This window comes from Parasphingorhabdus sp. (genome assembly GCF_965233695.1).
GTDB lineage: Bacteria > Pseudomonadota > Alphaproteobacteria > Sphingomonadales > Sphingomonadaceae > Parasphingorhabdus.
The window spans coordinates 485604-502619 of the sequence record NZ_OZ247497.1 but is presented as its reverse complement, the minus strand read 5'-3'; the positions used below and the strand labels follow the sequence as shown (position 1 = coordinate 502619).

Sequence of the window (17016 nt, the reverse complement as noted above, 5' to 3'; positions counted from 1 at the left end):
AAATCAACGTCGAGACCATGCCGCCTCTGAACCAACTGTCAGTCATTTTATCGATTGTCTCTGATTTCGGATTCTGGCGTCTTCTTTCGCGCTCAAACATACATTTGCTTTGAATATATTTTTCTGCCGGTTTTAGCCTGTAGCGGCTAATTCCACCCAAAGTCTCTCGCAGTTCAGTCCCTATTTTTGAAACACCGGTTCCCAGGCGTACGGGTCCCCGGAAAGACACGATAAAACCACACCCAAACGGCAATTAAGCTCTTGATATAAAAGAGAGAGCTGCGTGGTGACCCCTACGGGAATCGAACCCGTGTTTCAGCCGTGAAAGGGCCGCGTCCTAACCGCTAGACGAAGGGGCCATACCGATGCTCAAAAGCATCTCTGGTCAGCAGAATTGGGCGATTAGGGGTATCGGGCGCTTTGGTCAACCCTTTATTGGCGGTTTGCGGGCATATTTCCCGATATTCTCTATACCCCTTGAAACGCGGGGGATTAATCGGCCCAAGCGGCATCTTCGAGATGGATTTCGGCGGCCGGACGGCTGCCCCAATCATCGATTTTGGCGCGGCCTGCGATCCAAAGCTTGCGATTCTTTGGTGCGCTGAGCAGGGCTTGACCCAGATCACTTTCGGCGGCGCGGAAGGCGATGGTTTTAATCGAACCACCATCGTCGCCTGCGACAATCATGCGGACATGATCTTTACCGACAATATCGCATTTGATGATCCGTACGGGCCCCGCTGCAATCCGCGGCGCTGGCCAGCCCATTCCATAAGGCCCGGCACCGTCCATCGCTTCCACGAACAGCGGATTGACTCCCTTGGGTGACAACACAGCATCGAGCAATAAAGCCTTTCCGGCCTGCGCTGTGCCGACAGTGTCGGCCAGCCGATCGTTCAGAAATTCGCTGAACGCATCAATTTTGGATGCCTCAATAGTGACACCTGCCGCCATGGCGTGACCGCCACCTGCGATAAGCAAACCCTGGTCTTTCGCGGCTATTATGGCGGCACCGAGATCAACACCGGAAATGGAGCGGCCGGATCCCTTGCCAATGCCGTCATCATCCTCGGCAATGATGATCGCTGGTCGGCCGAGTTTTTCCTTGATGCGTCCAGCGACAATCCCAATGACACCGGGATGCCAGCCTTTTGCTGACAGGACCGCAACCGCTTGATTCTGTTGGGAGGAACACATGGCCTCGGCCTGTTCCAGCACATGGGCCTCAATCGCCCTGCGTTCCTGGTTGAAATGATCTAGCTCGGCTGAAATTTTCTGGGCCTCTTCCGGATCTTGGGTCGTTAGCAAACGGACGCCCAGATCGGATTTGCCAACCCGTCCGCCTGCATTGATCCGCGGTCCGAGCGCAAAGCCGAGATCAGAGCATATTGGCGCCCGCTTCAGACGGCTGGCATCGATCAGGGCGGCGAGGCCGACATTTTTACGGCCCGCCAATATTTTGAGGCCCTGTGCCACAAAAGCACGGTTCAGTCCGCGCAACTGTGCAACATCGGCGACGGTACCGAGCGCAACAATATCCAGCAGTTCCAGCAGTTTCGGTTCAGTGCGGTCTTTGAAAAAACCTTTGCCGCGCAGATTGCGAACCAGCGCTGCACCCAATAGGAAAGCCATGCCGACCGCGGCGAGATGTCCGTGTTCTGCCCCGGCATCGCTTTCATCGAGGCGGTTGGGATTCACCAGCGCGCTGGCCTTAGGCAGCTCCGCAGCACATTTATGATGATCAACGACAATCACTTCGACACCCGCGGCATGAGCCATATCAAGGGCATCAAAGGCCATCGCGCCGCAATCAACAGTAACGACCAGATCGGAACCTTGCTGTCCCAGCATGACCAGCGCTTCGCCAGAGGGACCATAGCCTTCCATCAGGCGATCGGGAATATAATAGCCCGCCTCCAGGCCTAGATCGCGGAACAGGCGAATGAGCAATGCGGCGCTGGTGGCACCGTCGACGTCATAGTCGCCGAAAACCGTGACATTGTCTTGATTTAGAACGGCCTTTGCCAATCGTTCTGCCGCCACATCCATATCCTGAAAAACCGACGGGTCGGGCATGAAGCCTCTTATGGTCGGGTCCCTGTTGATTTCCAGCGTTTCGCGCGTGGCGCCTCGGGCCAATAATAACTGTGTGACCAGGTCATCCGGCTGAAAACCGGGGTCGCGAGCATCTGCACTGGTGCTGCGCCATTGCCATGTCTGGCCAGAGAGTGATTTGGTGACATTGAGAACTGCATTCATGTCTGCAGCTATGCGCGAACCATGATCCGCTGACAATTGCTTTGATCGCTGTTAGGGCGGGGGACATGAAAAATCTGCTTATTGTCTATCACAGCTATACCGGTGGCACCCGGCAGATGGCGGAGGCCGCCGCGGCGGCGGCACGTTGCGAAGAGAATATGCATATCGCGCTGATGCGGGCCGAAGATTGCGGACCCGCCCATATGCTGGAGGCCGATGGCTATATTTTCGCGACGCCGGAAAATCTGGCAGCGATTGCCGGGGTGATGAAGGCATTTTTCGATCGCTGTTACTATCCGTTACTGGGGCAGATCGAAGGCCGAGCCTATGCCGCAATGATCTGTGCAGGATCGGATGGTGATAATGCCCGAAAACAGCTGGAACGGATTGCCACCGGATGGCGGCTCAAGAAAGTGGTCGATACGCCGATAGTCTGTACTTATGCGCAGACCGAAGAAGCCATTTTGGCACCCAAGACGATTAGCGAGACGGACAAAGCGCAATGTGCAGAAATTGGTGCGACCCTGGCCGCTGGTCTCGCTATGGGCATTTTTTGATCAATTGCGCGACGCGCTTTTGCAAGACTGGGATCACATCTGCCTCAAACCACGGATTTGCCTTGAACCAGCGGATGTTGCGCGGGCTGGGATGGGGAAGGGGCAGGGCATCGGGCCAAAATTCTTCCCACCGTTCGACTGTCTCCGTAAGTGTTTTGGATTTGGTATCGCCGAGATGCCAGTCGAGGGCATATTGGCCGAGGATGATAGTCAGATCCAAATTTGGCAAGTGACCGAGCAACGGCCGGCGCCACTGCGGTGCACATTCGGCGCGCGGCGGCAGGTCTCCGCCTTTGCCTGTTCCCGGAAAGCAAAAACCCATCGGAATGATCGCGAATAACGCAGGATCATAAAACTGGTCTTCGGTTACACCGAGCCACGCACGCAGACGCTTGCCGCTTTGATCGTCGAACGGGCGGCCTTTTTCATGGGTCTTGCTGCCTGGAGCCTGTCCCGCGATCAGGATTTTTGATGTCGATCCGGCTTGCAGCAGAGGGCTTGGGCCCAGCGGCAGTCCATCACAAATCGTGCAAGCGTGGACATCTTTCAATATTGCATCGAGATCTTGCGTCCCGTTTGTCACTTATTCTGCTTCGCGGCGACATATCGCCAGATGGTCAGGTTTTTCATCCTCGGTGGCGTCAGCCAACATGAATACATATGATAAATGGGTGGCTTCGCGCCCCTTGATCGCCCCGCGCGCGCCATTGACCACGGCCGCAAAATCACGGCAGGCAGCGGCACTGCGCAGATAGTCCCCGTGACCAATGCGGCCGTTGCTGACTGCAGTGGTATCAACAATGGTCAAACCGCTTTTCTCGGGCGGCACATCATATTGAGATTTCGCAGCATAGCAGCGTTCGGGCAGGCCTTTTTCTTTCAAGTCTGCAGCCTTGAACGGGTCGAAGCAGCGAGGATTTCCCAATCGCGGATAACCATGCACATCGTCTGAAAGGGACAAGGCGCTGTCCTTTGCCGAGGCATAGACGGTAATCCGCCGGTCATTGTTGACACGTCGGGCGGACAGTATTTCCTCGGCAATGTCGCGCTCAAAATCCTGGCGGTCGATATCCGGAGAGGCAAGGATGATGTTGGAAATGACGCTCGAATCGCCATTAGGTGTTGTCCGGTCAACAAATTCGACTGCAGGCAGTACCAAACGCGCGCCAAGCGAATGGGAAACCAACACAATTTCTTTGGTCCAGCTTTGCTGTGCCAGCTTGGTCAGGAATTTGCGGAAATTGCGTTCGTCCCAATACATGTTGGTTTCATCAACTGCATATTTCAAAAATTCGCCTTGCGAGGGCCAGGCATATTGGATGACGGGGCCGGTAAAATTGGTCAGCCGGGCAATCTGGGCTGTATCGCGGGAACTGGAGAAAAACGTTTCCCGGTAACCATGTACATAGACCAGAACGCGGCCTTCGCGGTTGCCCATGGTTTTGGAAAGGTCACTCCACCATCGGGCTTCGTTCGATATGGTAAAGGGGATTCGGCGACCGTCGGTCTTGCCCTTTTCATTCATGATATCCTGTGGTGCACCGAAGCGGCCAAAGCGGACTTTGTCACTGCGATGGTTGAGCAGCTTGATCGTTTCATCGCGACAATCGGGCAATCGGCTTGTCACCACAAAGAAGGGCAATTCAGCGCTGTCAGTGGTGTCATAAGCACCAGCTTCTGACGCAGGATCACAGCGTTTATTGGCGACATAGTCCGCGTGCCGTATGTCGCCATAGTCAACTGGCGAGATACAAGCGGCAGCAAAGAGTGGCAGGCCCAATATCAGTGGTCTTAGGCGAGCCACCAACGGTTTGAGAGTGCCACCCATCATAGATTAGGCGCGATGCTCGCTTTTTACCCAGCGCACGGTTCCGGATGAGGCGCGCATTACCACGCTCTCAGTGGTCATGACACCGCTGCGCCGTTTCTTGACGCCTTCCAGCAAGGATCCATCTGTGACGCCTGTGGCTGCAAAAATGACATCGCCCTTGGCAAGTTCCTTGAGGTCATAAATTTTGTCGAGGTCTTTGATGCCCCATTTATGGGCGCGTTTACGCTCATCATCATTGCGGAAGGTCAGTCGGCCTTTAAATTGTCCACCGACACAGCGCAGCGCTGCCGCAGCCAGTACGCCTTCGGGTGCACCGCCGCTGCCCATATACATGTCGACCGTGGTTTCTTCGTCGGTCGTGGCAATGACACCCGCGACATCGCCATCAGGGATGAGCATGATGCCACAGCCAATTTCCCGCAATTCGGAAATGATCTTTTCGTGGCGAGGCCGGTCGAGAACACAGACAATAATTTCGGCTGGATCAACGCCTTTTTCTTTGGCAACGGCTGTTACATTTTCAGTGACCGATTTGTTGAGATCGATAATATCGTCCGAATAGCCCGGCCCTACTGCAAGTTTGTCCATGTAAACATCGGGTGCATTCAGCAGGTTGCCTTTTTCGGCAATGGCAAGCACCGCCAGAGCATTGGCCCCGGCCTTGGCAGTAATTGTTGTGCCTTCAAGCGGATCGAGAGCAATGTCGATTTCCGGTGATTCGCCTTCACAGCCACGTCCGACTTTCTCACCGATAAACAGCATGGGCGCTTCGTCGCGCTCGCCCTCACCAATAACCACAGTGCCGCAAACATCGAGCCCGTTCAAAGCTGCGCGCATCGCCTCTACCGCTGCTGCATCCGCCGCCTTTTCGTCACCACGGCCAATCAGTTTGGCTGCGGAAACAGCTGCTGCCTCAGTCACTCGTACCATTTCGAGGACCAGAACGCGTTCGAGAATATCACTTGATTTAGGCATTTGAATCTTTAGTCCTTCTATAGGGGCCAATTTCGAACTCTCGATAGGGGAGGGATATGACAATGTCGAGAAGCCTTGTGGCCTTGTCCATAATCCTGGCTTCCGGCACGGTTTTCGAGACGGCCCATGCCCAAATAGAGACGGATGACCGCACGGAACAGATGATGAATAATGCGCACCGGCTGGTTGCGGTTGATGCGGATGGTTGTCTGAAAAATTCTGATCCTGATGAGATAGTCGTTTGTGCGTCGGTTGATGCCAACCGGAAATATCGGCTGCCCTTTCCCGAACTTATCGAGCGCGACCAAAGGATCAGAGAACCGATTCCGACGGGCAATGCCGAATTTGTGAATACCGGTCGCTGCTATATCGATGCCAGTGAACGCAAATGTTTCAAGGGACTGCCGATTATGACTGTATCTTTTGGCGGTGCCGGGGGCGGGGTTGATGGTCCGGCGGGCAATCTGTGGCGCGTCATCAAGCCGACCGTGCCCGATGAGGATTATATAAAACAGGTGCAGATCAAGCCCAATCCGCCAAGCGAGTGAAGCGAAACGGGCTTAGTCCTGATCGCTCAACAGGTGCATAACCACCGGCGCGCCCTGCAAACTGCTCGAATCGGACAATTTGTCGAGGCTCGCAACAACATCGCGTTCCAGGCTTTGATGGGTAACCATTGAGATGAGCACCGAACCTTCGGCAGTTTTCTGGGTTTGGATCAGGCTTTCAATCGATACATCTGCATCGCGCATCGCTGCGGTAATTTCAGCCAGCACGCCGGGTTTATCCGCGACGATGAACCGGATGTAGCTTTTGCCGGTGCGGTTCCCGCTTTCGGCTGGCTCGCTGCAGGTCATTTCGCCGGCTGGCATGGAAAATACCGTGCCGCTGTCGCCGCGCGCAATATCGATCAAGTCGGCGACCACAGCCGAAGCGGTGGGGCCATCGCCAGCGCCGGCGCCCTGGAACATCAAACGGCCCGAAAAATTGCCCTCGGCAACGACCGCGTTGGTCGATCCGTCAATATGGGCCAGAGGATGGTTTTCGGGAACAAGATAGGGATTGACGCGCTGAAACAATTTGCCGCCGTCCAAACGTGCCATGCCCAACAAGCGGATGCGATAACCCAGCGCCTTGGCCTGGCCAATATCTGCTGCCATGATATTGCGAATTCCGGCAACATCTACAGCATCAAAATTAACCGCGGTGCCAAAAGACAGAGCTGCGAGTATCGCCAGTTTATGCGCCGCATCCACTCCATCAATATCGAAACTCGGGTCCGCTTCGGCGTAACCGAGCTCCTGCGCGTCCTTCAATACAGCTTCGAAATCGGTGCCATGCTGCTCCATGGTTGTGAGGATATAATTGCAGGTGCCGTTGAGGATACCGTAAACCCGCTCGATGCGATTGGCCGACGCACCATCCCGTAAACCCTTGATGACCGGGATCCCGCCGGCCACAGCAGCTTCATATTTCAGGGCAATATTCTGATCTTCTGCCAGTCCGGCGAGTTCCATGCCATGATGGGCAATCATCGCCTTGTTCGCCGTGACGACAGACTTGCCGTGCAGCAGGCTGTTGCGGGTCAGGTTGTAAGCGGGGCCGTCAGAGCCGCCGATCATTTCGACCACGCAATCCACTTCCGGATCGGTGGCGAGATCGTTCATGTCGTCGACCCATCTGTAGGCGCTGAGATCGACACCGCGATCGCGATTCCGGTCACGTGCGGTAACTGCTACAATCTCGATCGGCCGCCCGGCGCGCTGGGCTATCATCGCACCATTTTCGTTGACCAGACGGATAACCCCTGAACCAACGGTTCCCAGGCCAGCCAAAGCGATGCGAAGTGGTGATGTCATGATGGAGACCTTGTATACGGGCTATTGTGAGAGAGAGGATCGGATAATTCGCCCGATTAATAGCGTCACGATATTATAATGCCAGCTTGTCTTTTAAACTGCCGGCATATTATTATGCGTTAGAATATTAACCTATGCGATATTCGGGGGAACGGGTGCGTGGGCAATTGCCCAAATCCTGAATCACCAGGTCATAGTCGCGGCGGGCTTGATTGGCATTCGATGCGGAATCGCCTGCCAGCGCCTCTTCCGGCAGCGATTTTGGCAAGAAACAAGCCAGCCGATACCATAGCAGGCTGTTGCGCACCGGCGCGCGCGCAGCTTCGTCAACAATTTCGCTGAGCGAAACGGCCCAGACTTTCTTTTGGCCTTCCCGGCTGAGTATCGTGATCGAAACAGGATTTCCGCTTTTGGTTTCAAGGAAAATCTGGGTTTCCCCTTCACCGATAATTGTGCCGGGCACATGAAAAGCGCTGCCGACGCCGGTGATTGCAGGTGCTGCATTGCGGGCCACAATTTCGCGGACAAGAGACCGCACGCGCTGGTCCCTTGCTGGCGTCCAGTCGATCTGTGCATCGCGCGCGGCGAGTTGCACATCGCCATTGGCGGTAGTGAGATTGCGAGCGAATATAATAAACGGCTGGCGTTTTATTTTTGGAGCACGACCGCGTTCGTTCAGAGGCAAATCGATGATATAGCGAATCGTTTCCGGGATCCCTCCCTGACCGCGAATCAACGCGTTGGTTGTCGCCACAATATAATATCTTTGCGTTCCCGGAGGAGGGTTGGTGACCCGTTTTGGATCAACTTTAATAGCTTCTTTGATCGTGACATGAGCAATGATGGGGGCATTAACACTAAGGTCAGCAAGGTCTGCATATTGCAGCGGATCTGCATCGGGGTTTGGTTGAGAAAAGGCAGGGAAACACGCAGTTAGCGCCAATAAAAGGGCGGCTGATATAGAAAGTATCGGGTGCATGGTTATCCTGTAAATTTATAATTTTAATTGGCCGTACAATAAGTGGTATTCTGTGTTTTTGACAGCTTAATCAACGCTGAACTAACAAAGCGATTGCCTGACCCCAACTACCGCGTTAAAACATTTTTAAGATGGCTTTCATCGCAACGAAAAGCTGTCATGGGGAATCTAGGGATTGGTGTGGGTTAGGCTCCGGCAGTTCTCGAACGAATCTTTTGCAAGGTTTTGATTCCTGAGGGAAGAAAAGGAGTTATATTTCTGAATGGCTTATGCTGACCAACAACAAATGAGTTCGAGCAAGATAATTTCTATTATCCTTGTTGTACTGATTCACGCGCTGTTTGGATATGCTTTGGTCACTGGACTGGCTTATAGTGCTGTCAAGAAAGTGGCGTCAGAGCTTGATATGATCGATATCCAAGAAGAACCCCCGGAAGAGATTGAGGAACCACCTCCACCGCCACCGGATCAGCCGATTGAACCACCACCCGTGGTGACACCGCCGCCAATCGTGACGCCGCCAGCAGCGCCGCGTCCGGTTATTCAGCAAGTGCAAACACCGCCTCCGGCGCCTGCACCTGTTGCACCGGCACCACCACCGGCACCACCACCACCACCGCCGCCGCAACGGGCAAATCCTGAGCCGCGCGGTAATCCAGGCAATTGGGCTAATGCGAATGACTATCCGTCAAGAGCGCTTCGTGAAGAGCGTGAAGGGACGACCAGTTTCCGTGTTGTGGTCAATGCAAAAGGCAGGGTGGATAGCTGTCAGATTACCGGATCAAGTGGTCATAGTGACCTCGATGCGGCAACTTGCAAAAACATTCAGCGCCGGGCGCGTTTCCGTCCTTCGCTTGATGCGCAGGGAAATCCGACAACTGGAACATGGTCTAGCCGGGTCCGTTGGCAAATACCGAAATAGTTTTACCGCGGCGAGGCGGCGCTGATGTCGCTCCGTCGTTAAATTTTGAATTCTAATCTATCCTTGAGGGGAAAAAATAATGTTTATTGAAGTATTAGCGGCAGGTGCACCGCAGAATCAGTTTGGTTTTTGGGAAGCAATGGAGCAAGGCGGTGTCATCGCCTGGTTCACACTGGGTGTTTTGGCGATCATGTCCGTTTCGTCATTCTACATTCTGTTTTCCAAATTATTCGAACAGAATAAGGTTATGAAGCAAGGCCAGGCGGCTCGTGCTTCTTTCTGGAAAGCCAACAGCCTAAAAGAAGGCGCTGCAAAGCTCGACAAGAACAGTGCTTACCGTCAGATTGTTGACGACGGCATCAAGGCGGAAGAAGATCACGCCCGTCTGACTGACCCTGTAGAAGCGCATGACTGGTTGCACGGTTCGCTGGATCGTTCGCAAGGCCTGATCAACTCCAAGCTGGCCACCGGCCTGCCATGGCTTGCAACTGTTGGTGCTACATCGCCATTTATTGGTCTGTTCGGTACGGTTATCGGTATTTACCGCGCGCTGATCAAAATCGGTATTGCCGGTCAGGCATCTATTGATGCTGTTGCCGGTCCGGTTGGTGAAGCTCTGATCATGACCGCGCTCGGTCTTGGTGTGGCTGTTCCTGCCGTTCTTGCTTATAACTGGCTGCAGGGCCGCAACAAGCGGATCGCAGAAGATATCAGCGACTTTGCCAATGATGTTCTGGGCTACATCTCATCTGACGGTGCGGTGAAACCATCGACCATGAAAGCCGGCGCAGCAACCAAGCCTGCAACGGCAGCAGCAAAGCCAGCTGTAAAGAAATAGGGCGTTAGCCGGTCCGTCTGTCAGCGTATGTGCGTTTGGCAGGCGGATCGGCCGCTTCTGGCTTTCGGAAAGACAGGCCTGGCCTGGCGGTCCGATAAAGTTTATTTTTGAGAGGATAGTATCTTATGGCGATGAATGTTGGGGGCGGCGGCGGAGAAGAAACTCCTCTATCGGACATTAACACGACCCCGCTGGTGGACGTCATGCTCGTTTTGCTGATCATTTTCTTGATCGCGGTTCCGGTGGTTATTCAAACGGTAGAATTGGAACTTCCCGTTCTGGAGTTTGAAGTGACCACAACGAAGCCGGAAAATGTTCTATTGGCTGTTACTACGACAGACTCGGCTGGACGGGATCCTGGTGATCCTGAATATGCCGGTGCAAATCCAGGCGGAAACTGCCGGATTTACTGGAACACCACTCCGGTCAATTCCACCGAATTGGTCGAACGGGCTGTTAGACAGCTGGAAAACCAGATCGAAGCTTTTGGCGGTGTAGAAAATATGACTCCGGAAGATATGCCAGAAGTGCATATTCGCGGAGACATTAATACGCCGTATCGGTGCATTGGCGGCGCTATCTACGCGATGCAGCGCGCTGGTTTTGCAAAGGTCGGTTTTCTGTCCACGCCAGTGGTGATCGAATAGCCCGAACGGCTTGATAGTTTAGTATTTTGAAGGAGACGCACTAATGGCAATGAGCGGCGGCAAAGATGATGGCACGCCGATGATGGAAATGAACACGACGCCGTTGATCGACGTCCTGCTCGTTCTCCTCATCATGTTCATCATTACCATCCCGGTCCAGACCCATGCGGTGAAGCTGGATCTACCGGTTGACGATCCAAATGCACCACCGCCACCGGAAATTGATCCGGTGAAAAACCGGCTTGGCATTACCGCGACCAACCAGATATTGTGGAATGAGCAACCAGCCTCGCTGGAACAGATCAAACAATATCTTGCACAGACCAAATCAATGGTTCCGGAGCCCGAGCTTCAGTTCCAGCCTGATCCGGTCAGCGCCTATCTCACTGTTGACCGCGTGTTGGCTGAGATCAAGGATAGCGGCGTAAGCAAATTCGGTTTTGTCGGTAACGAACAATATAGCAGCTTTGGTAAAGCGGCACGTCTGCCTAACTAAAGCGGAAGCATATAAATTGTAAAAGGGGCGTTGGAGAGATCCAGCGCCCCTTTTGCGTGGGTCTGTTTGATTAAGGCCGTGGGTGTCCTGACTTCAGGATCGAAAGGGTTAGATAAAAGCTGAAAGGGGCAGTTTTGAGCCTGATTGTCGCGCCAACTTCCCGGCTATGGCTGGATGCATCCTACAGGGATTCTGAACGCCCATCGGTCTTGTAGGAAATATCCAAAGGCCGCCAGAATAGCCTCGCTGCCAGCGCTTGTGCGCCATGATGATCAGCAACATTATCCGGTGCCGTATATACTCGGCATATGGGCTCAAATAGCCACTGCTGCTTTGGATTGTTCGCCGCCATTAAACTGCAATTCGGCCAGTTTGGCGTAGAGACCGTTCCTATTGACCAGACTGTCATGATCACCTTGCTCGACGATCTGTCCTTCATCCATCACTATGATCCGGTCTGCGGATCTGATGGTCGCCAGCCGATGGGCAATCACGATGGTGGTGCGATCCCGCATCAATCGTTCCAGTGCGTCCTGAACGAGCTTCTCGCTTTCCGCATCCAGAGCTGATGTCGCCTCATCAAGGAGCAGGATCGGCGACTGCCGTAACAGGGCGCGGGCGATGGCAACGCGTTGGCGTTGTCCGCCGGAAAGCCTCGTACCAGCCTCACCCATGAAACTGTCGAGTCCATCCGGGAGTTCCATCAGGAATTTCTTGGCATTTGCGGCTCGCGCAGCTTCCCAGATTTCCTCATCCGTCGCATCCCATTTGCCGTATCGCAGATTGTCGCGGGCCGAGGCTGCAAATAGCACCGTGTCCTGAGGCACCAGCGCCATGCGCTCACGAATGTCGGCCGGATCGGCGGAGGGCAGGGCAACGCCGTCGATACGTACGCTGCCGCTTTGCGGGTCGTAGAAACGTTGAGCCAGCTGAAACAGGGTCGATTTGCCTGCACCGGAGGGACCAACCACCGCAACCGTTTCACCAGGCGTAACCTTGAGTGAGAAATTTCTCAGCGCTGCCGTTTCCGTACGGGTCGGGTAAGCAAAAGTTACATTGTCGAAAGAAATCTGACCCCGCGGTGGTTCGGGCAGAGCGATTGGCGATGCCGGTGCCGCGATGCCGGGCTCCTCGGACAGCAGTTCTGCGAGACGGCCCGCAGCACCTGCTGCGCGCAACAGATCACCATATACTTCGGTCAGCGCGCCAAACGCACCTGCAACCAGCCCACCGGTCAGAACAAAGGCCGCGATCGTACCGCCAGATATGGTGCCTTCGGCCACACCGATAGCGCCCCGCCACATCAGCATGGTGATTCCGGTAAATACCATTGCAATGATGACGGCAGTTAATGCCGCGCGCAATCTGATCCGACGTTTGGCTGTATCAAATGTGGTTTCAACCGCGCCGCCAAATCGTTCATGCTCACGTTGTTCCTGACCAAAGGCCTGGACAATTTTCATTGCGCCCAAAGTTTCGGAAACCATGGCGCCGACATCGGCAACCCGGTCCTGACTGAACCGTGAGACGCTGCTAAGCTTTCGGCCGATGAATACGATAGGCAGAATAACAATGGGAATACCGATCAGCAGCCCCGCCGTAAGTGTTGGCGCGAGCGTGAACAGAAAAATTATCCCGCCAATGCCAATGATAATATTGCGTAGCGCGACTGACACTGTGGTGCCGACTGTCTGTTCGATAATCGCGGTATCAGAGGTCATTCGCGATGCGATTTCCGATGGCCGGTTTTCTTCAAAAAAACCAGGGGCCAGACGCAGCAGATTGCGCTGCACCGCAAGCCTGATATCGGCCACAACCCGTTCACCGAGCCAACTGACAAAGTAGAAACGCAGCGCGGTTGCAACGGCCAATATTGCCACAATCACGAGTAAGAACTGAAAATAGGGTGCGATATCTTCACCGCCCGAGGCAAAGCCTTCATCGACGATCGATTTGAAACCCCAGGGAATCGCCAATGTTGCCAGCGCGGCGACCAAAAGAGCAATGGCGGCAAAGACAATCTGTCTCGGATATTGAATGGCCCGATCCCAGACCATCCGCAAATTGCCTATTTTCTTGGGCGAAGGCTTTTCAGTATCCGACTGCTCCTCGTCCGGGGCATTGTCATTGGTAATTTCACTCATAAAAAGCCCCTAGCAGTCCGATCTTTGTGTCACAATCCTGTTGCAGTCATAGGCGGCCGGAAATCCATCCGCTTATCGAACCCGTTATTCCTAGATAGGAAGTGTTCAGCCGATACCAAGCATAGGCACTGTTCATCGACCCAAATCGGGATGGTCCCTCCGGCTTGGCCCAAGCCACTGGCAAAGCTGTGCAACATTCCCTAAGAAACCATAGTATTACGGCGGCTTTCCGCTGTATGATTCGTTCTGGACGGCCGTCAAAGCGGACAGGATATTGTGGGTTAAGGGAAGAAGCCGTGAACCAAATAGCATCTAAAGGCCAGTTACGCATGTCGCTATTGCGCTGGGCTTTATTCATAGTGCCGATTATCGTCGTGCTGGGCTTTATTTCAGGCCAGGTCGCGGGATCCGGCGAGGAAAACCGCTGGTTTCAGGCGTTGGTGAAACCCGAAGCACAGCCGCCTGGCTGGATGTTCGGTGTTGCCTGGACCATTCTCTACATCATGATGGGGATTGCGTTGTCGATGATTTTGCACGCGCGCGGCGCACCTTTGCGCGGACTGGCGATCGTCCTGTTTCTGGTGCAATATGCCTTGAACCTTTTCTGGTCGCCGCTTTTTTTCGGCATGCATCAGATATCAGCGGCATTCTGGCTGCTGATCACGATTTTTGCGATGGCTTTTGTCACGACGCTGGTTTTCGGGCGCATACGCAAAGCCGCGGCCTGGCTTATGGTTCCTTATCTGGCGTGGCTGTGTTTCGCCGGAATTTTGAACAAGCAGATTGTTGATCTCAATCCGGGTGCAGAAACTCTTGTTGTGCCAGCGGCCAGTACCCAGATATAGTGTATCCATATATATAGAGATAGAACGCGACCCCCAGACGGAGTAACTGATATGCAAAGCCAGAACAGATTTTTCGATGACCTTTCCAAAGTGCTGAACGGCCTCGCTGGCACGGTTGCAGGCGTTGGCCGCGAAGCCGAAGCCAGCGCGCGCGAACGGGCAAGGGAATGGGTTGGCGGCATGGACTTCGTGTCACGCGAAGAATTTGAGGCCGTGAAGGAAATGGCGTCCAAGGCGAGAGCCGAGGCCGATGCGCTGAAAAAGCGGCTGGACGCTCTGGAAAAGGCTGGCACCGCAAAGCCCGCTGCGCGCAAGACAGCAGCTGCCAAACCAGCCGCTCGCAAGCCTGTCGCTCGCAAACCAGCGGCTAAAAAAACCACGCCTCCCAAAGCGGGCAGCTAGATTCCTGAGACCATTGTGCCAAAATAGGCCGGCGATTTTTCTATTGATCGCCGGTCGTGATTATCCACAGTCTTCCCACAAACAATATGATCGCAGCGACAGCACCGCCTTGCTCTGCCAGATGGGCTGGGCCACTAAGGCTTGTGATGCAGGGCAATTGCAAATGATGTGGAACCGTAATGCTTGACGATATTTGGTCTGAGCTTGATCAGGAAGAGGCGCCACCAGTTGACATGCTGGTCGCTTTTTTCGAAGCACGCGGTTGGTCGGTTGACCATGTCAGCGAAGAAGAAATCTCGGTCGAGATTAAAGGCAACTGGACCAGCTATCAGCTGCGCGCGATCTGGCGTAACGAAGACCATGTCCTGCAACTATTGCTGCTTCCCGATATTCGTGTTCCGGACGACAAGAAAATCGCCATTTATGAATCGCTTGGTCTGATCAACGAACAGCTTTGGCTTGGTCATTTTGATCTTTGGTCGACCAACAATATCTTGTTGTTCCGCCATGCGATCATGCTGGGTGGCAGCGGCATGCTCGGCCTGGATCAGGCCCAGACGATCGTGGATATGGCGATTGATGAGTGGGAACGCTTTTATCCGGTCTTCCAGTTCGTTTTGTGGAGCGACAAAAGCCCGCAGGATGCGATTGAACATGCCATGATCGACACGCAAGGCGAAGCGTAGCGGGGCCAAACATAGCGGTACGAAGCATCGCAAGGGTGTAGTATAAAGGAACAAGCCATGATTGCAGACAGCTTTGACAGCATCTGGTTTGTCGGCTGCGGCAATATGGGCGGGGCCATCCTGCAGGCCTGGCTCGACAAAGGGCTGGATGTTGCCAAGGTCACCGTTATCAAGCCCCATGTGTCGCCGCTTCCCGGCGGCCTGCAATCCCGGCCCGATTATCCCGACGGTCCAGCACCCGATCTGGTGATGCTGGCGATGAAGCCCTATCAGCTGGACGATGTCGCGGCGGGCCTTGCGCCTCGGGTTGGTGATAATACCCATATTGTGTCGGTGCTCGCGGGAACCGAAATCGACATGTTACGGCAAGCTTTTCCCGGCGCGGGCAAGATCATTCGGTTGATGCCCAATATGGCGGTGACGGTAGCGAAATCGCCGATGATCCTGATCAGCGAGACCGATGATGATGGCCTGAAGGAGCAGATGGACCAGCTCTTTTCTCCGCTCGGGCGTCCCGAGTGGCTGGAAAATGAAGACCAGATGCATATAGCAACGGCCTTGTCCGGGTCTGGCCCTGCCTTTGTTTTTCGCTTCATCGATGCGCTCGCGGTCTCTGCCGTGCAGTTGGGCATGGATGAAACGCAGGCCGCGCGCCTTGCACTGGCGATGGTCGATGGCGCAGCGACTCTGGCTGCCGGATCGGATGTCAGTCCCGGCGCACTGGCTGATCAGGTGGCCAGTCCCAATGGTGTCACACGCAAGGGCCTTGATGTGCTGGATGCGGATGGCCGGGTTAACGCGCTGCTCCATGACGTGCTGAAAGCGGCGATGGAACGGAACCGGGAAATGGCCGAAGAAGCAAAGGCCTGAACTTTCCTACAGCACGGGCGCTATGATAGTCTGGCTGCGTTCTTTCTCAGCTTTGAATATCGATCCTGTCACAGGCAGAAAACCCAGCTTCCACGGGCATTTGAGCCAGTGTGAAATGTGTGAACTTTGAAATTCTGTCGCTAAACAAAACGCCCCAAAGGACTGTGTCCACTTTGTAAACTTCGCACGCCGTTCAGGCTTTGTCCTTGCGCAGATCAAACACCATCTGGCGGTCACTTTCCGGGACCAGCCCTTCCAGCACATGCCAGAAACCGGTCACTGATTCCTGCCCGGCGGTCACATAGGCGGCGGACAGCTTTTCCCGTAACTGCGCGAATAGCTCGGCTTCCAAAGCGGCGCCCTTGTCCGTAAGGCTCAACAGCTTCTGGCGCCGGTCCAGAGATCCGGTTTTGGTCACCACCAGATCGCGATCATGCAACTCTTTCAGCACCCGCCCCAAGGACTGTTTGGTGATCGCCAGCAAGCGTAGCAATTCTCCGACGGTCAGATCCGGTTGACGCGCAATGAAGTAAAGCGCCCTGTGATGGGCCCGGCCCAGACCCTGTTTGGCCAGTTCCTGATCAATCGCATTGGTCAGGCGGGTATAGCCAAAATAGAGCAATTCTACGCCGCGTCTGATTTCGTCTTCGCGAAGGAAGAGCGGCGATGCTCCGGGGGAGGCAGAAGGGCGAGATATGTCAGCCAT

The 17016-nt window shown here is 54.5% G+C and carries 18 protein-coding genes and 1 tRNA gene; 10 read left to right on the top strand and 9 right to left on the bottom strand.

The window, feature by feature from the left end:
- Positions 1-284: 284 nt before the first annotated feature.
- Both ACO6S1_RS02340 and recJ read right to left on the bottom strand, forming a co-directional pair.
- A tRNA-Glu gene (locus tag ACO6S1_RS02340) sits at positions 285-359 on the bottom strand.
- 133 nt (positions 360-492) lie between these two features.
- Entirely contained in the window at positions 493-2259 is a 1767-nt protein-coding gene (gene recJ, locus ACO6S1_RS02335; protein WP_422344756.1) for a single-stranded-DNA-specific exonuclease RecJ, read from the bottom strand.
- Between the two features lie 65 nt (positions 2260-2324).
- Here recJ and ACO6S1_RS02330 point away from each other — a divergent pair, with 65 nt between their 5' ends.
- Positions 2325-2816: a flavodoxin family protein gene (locus ACO6S1_RS02330; protein ID WP_422344755.1), complete on the top strand. Its 492-nt coding sequence runs from the start codon at positions 2325-2327 to the stop codon at positions 2814-2816.
- Here ACO6S1_RS02330 and ACO6S1_RS02325 read toward each other — a convergent pair.
- From ACO6S1_RS02325 to glpX, 3 genes are read right to left on the bottom strand one after another with little or no spacing between them, the layout of a single operon-like run.
- Entirely contained in the window at positions 2800-3399 is a 600-nt protein-coding gene (locus tag ACO6S1_RS02325) for a uracil-DNA glycosylase family protein (RefSeq protein ID WP_422344754.1), read from the bottom strand. The genes ACO6S1_RS02330 and ACO6S1_RS02325 overlap by 17 nt on opposite strands.
- Positions 3400-4647, bottom strand: a complete 1248-nt coding sequence (locus ACO6S1_RS02320; RefSeq protein WP_422344753.1) for an alpha/beta hydrolase — start codon at positions 4645-4647, stop codon at positions 3400-3402.
- 3 nt (positions 4648-4650) lie between these two features.
- The gene (gene glpX, locus ACO6S1_RS02315; RefSeq protein ID WP_422344752.1) at positions 4651-5622 is read right to left on the bottom strand and encodes a class II fructose-bisphosphatase; all 972 of its coding nucleotides are present in this window, start codon (positions 5620-5622) and stop codon (positions 4651-4653) included.
- A gap of 56 nt (positions 5623-5678) precedes the next feature.
- Here glpX and ACO6S1_RS02310 point away from each other — a divergent pair, with 56 nt between their 5' ends.
- Entirely contained in the window at positions 5679-6170 is a 492-nt protein-coding gene (locus ACO6S1_RS02310) for a hypothetical protein (protein ID WP_422344751.1), read from the top strand.
- Positions 6171-6182: 12 nt separating this feature from the next.
- On the opposite strand, the gene ACO6S1_RS02305 is transcribed toward ACO6S1_RS02310, so the two are convergent.
- Positions 6183-7481: a homoserine dehydrogenase gene (locus ACO6S1_RS02305; RefSeq protein WP_422344750.1), complete on the bottom strand. Its 1299-nt coding sequence runs from the start codon at positions 7479-7481 to the stop codon at positions 6183-6185.
- Between the two features lie 127 nt (positions 7482-7608).
- Positions 7609-8235 (bottom strand): hypothetical protein, encoded by a 627-nt coding sequence (locus tag ACO6S1_RS02300; protein ID WP_422344749.1) that lies wholly within the window; start codon positions 8233-8235, stop codon positions 7609-7611.
- A 487-nt stretch (positions 8236-8722) separates the two neighbouring features.
- On the opposite strand from ACO6S1_RS02300, the gene ACO6S1_RS02295 reads away from it, so the two are divergent.
- From ACO6S1_RS02295 to ACO6S1_RS02280, 4 genes are all read left to right on the top strand, one after another.
- On the top strand, positions 8723-9382 hold the full coding sequence (locus ACO6S1_RS02295) for an energy transducer TonB (RefSeq protein ID WP_422344748.1): 660 nt from the start codon (positions 8723-8725) through the stop codon (positions 9380-9382).
- A 79-nt stretch (positions 9383-9461) separates the two neighbouring features.
- Positions 9462-10220: a MotA/TolQ/ExbB proton channel family protein gene (locus ACO6S1_RS02290; RefSeq protein WP_422344747.1), complete on the top strand. Its 759-nt coding sequence runs from the start codon at positions 9462-9464 to the stop codon at positions 10218-10220.
- Between the two features lie 125 nt (positions 10221-10345).
- Complete coding sequence (locus ACO6S1_RS02285) at positions 10346-10867, top strand: ExbD/TolR family protein (protein WP_422344746.1); 522 nt, start codon at positions 10346-10348, stop codon at positions 10865-10867.
- Positions 10868-10910: 43 nt separating this feature from the next.
- Complete coding sequence (locus tag ACO6S1_RS02280; protein WP_422344745.1) at positions 10911-11363, top strand: ExbD/TolR family protein; 453 nt, start codon at positions 10911-10913, stop codon at positions 11361-11363.
- Positions 11364-11677: 314 nt separating this feature from the next.
- On the opposite strand, the gene ACO6S1_RS02275 is transcribed toward ACO6S1_RS02280, so the two are convergent.
- A complete protein-coding gene (locus ACO6S1_RS02275; protein ID WP_422344744.1) occupies positions 11678-13507 on the bottom strand; it encodes an ABC transporter transmembrane domain-containing protein in 1830 nt (609 codons plus the stop codon).
- Positions 13508-13803: 296 nt separating this feature from the next.
- Between ACO6S1_RS02275 and ACO6S1_RS02270 the strand changes: the two genes are divergently transcribed.
- The 4 genes from ACO6S1_RS02270 to ACO6S1_RS02255 all read left to right on the top strand — a co-directional run bounded on the left by ACO6S1_RS02270 (position 13804) and on the right by ACO6S1_RS02255 (position 16310).
- Positions 13804-14352, top strand: coding sequence for a TspO/MBR family protein (locus ACO6S1_RS02270; protein WP_422344743.1), 549 nt, complete (start codon positions 13804-13806; stop codon positions 14350-14352).
- Between the two features lie 51 nt (positions 14353-14403).
- Positions 14404-14754: an accessory factor UbiK family protein gene (locus ACO6S1_RS02265; RefSeq protein ID WP_422344742.1), complete on the top strand. Its 351-nt coding sequence runs from the start codon at positions 14404-14406 to the stop codon at positions 14752-14754.
- 179 nt (positions 14755-14933) lie between these two features.
- A complete protein-coding gene (locus ACO6S1_RS02260; protein WP_422344741.1) occupies positions 14934-15440 on the top strand; it encodes a YbjN domain-containing protein in 507 nt (168 codons plus the stop codon).
- Between the two features lie 57 nt (positions 15441-15497).
- A complete protein-coding gene (locus ACO6S1_RS02255; RefSeq protein WP_422344740.1) occupies positions 15498-16310 on the top strand; it encodes a pyrroline-5-carboxylate reductase family protein in 813 nt (270 codons plus the stop codon).
- A gap of 193 nt (positions 16311-16503) precedes the next feature.
- On the opposite strand, the gene ACO6S1_RS02250 is transcribed toward ACO6S1_RS02255, so the two are convergent.
- Positions 16504-17016: a MarR family winged helix-turn-helix transcriptional regulator gene (locus tag ACO6S1_RS02250; RefSeq protein ID WP_422344739.1), complete on the bottom strand. Its 513-nt coding sequence runs from the start codon at positions 17014-17016 to the stop codon at positions 16504-16506.